The sequence below is a fragment of the Rhodococcus sp. R1101 genome (assembly GCF_000278445.1).
GTDB classification, from domain to species: Bacteria; Actinomycetota; Actinomycetes; order Mycobacteriales; family Mycobacteriaceae; genus Rhodococcus; species Rhodococcus gordoniae.
Window position 1 is genome coordinate 1 of the sequence record NZ_AJVB01000890.1, and the last position, 684, is coordinate 684.

Consider the following 684-nt stretch of genomic DNA (forward strand, 5'->3'; position numbering starts at 1 on the left):
CGTCGCCATCGACGGCAAGCACGTCACCGTCCTCGAGGCGATCCAGGAACTCAACCGTCGCGCCGGTGCCCAGGGTGTGGGCCGTCTCGACATGGTCGAGGACCGCCTCGTCGGCATCAAGAGCCGCGAGATCTACGAGGCACCCGGCGCCATCGCGCTGATCACCGCGCACCAGGAACTCGAGCACGTCACCCTCGAGCGCGAACTCGGCCGCTACAAGCGGCGCGTCGAGGAGCGCTGGAGCGAACTGGTCTACGACGGCCTGTGGTTCTCCCCGCTGAAGACCGCCCTCGACGCCTTCGTCGCGAACACCCAGGAACGCGTCACCGGCGACATCCGCATGGTGCTCCACGGTGGGCACATCACCGTCAACGGCCGCCGCAGCCCCGAGTCGCTCTACGATTTCAACCTCGCCACCTACGACGAGGGCGACAGCTTCGACCAGTCCAACGCCAAGGGCTTCGTGCAGATCCACGGCCTGTCGTCGAAGGTCGCCGCGAAGCGCGATCTGGGCCTGTAGTCATGACGGCTCACGGCACCAACGAAGGTGCCCTGTGGGGCGGCCGGTTCGCATCCGGACCGGCCGCCGCCATGGCGGCGCTGAGCAAGTCCACGCACTTCGACTGGGCCCTGGCCCCGTACGACGTGCGCGCCTCGCAGGCCCATGCCAAGGTCCTGCACCGC

The 684-nt window shown here is 68.3% G+C and carries 2 pseudogenes; both read left to right on the forward strand.

The window, feature by feature from the left end:
* Positions 1 to 520 (forward strand): annotated as a pseudogene (locus R1101_RS0125030) (argininosuccinate synthase domain-containing protein); the annotation flags it as partial.
* Between the two features lie 2 nt (positions 521 to 522).
* Positions 523 to 684 (forward strand): annotated as a pseudogene (locus R1101_RS30515) (argininosuccinate lyase); the annotation flags it as partial.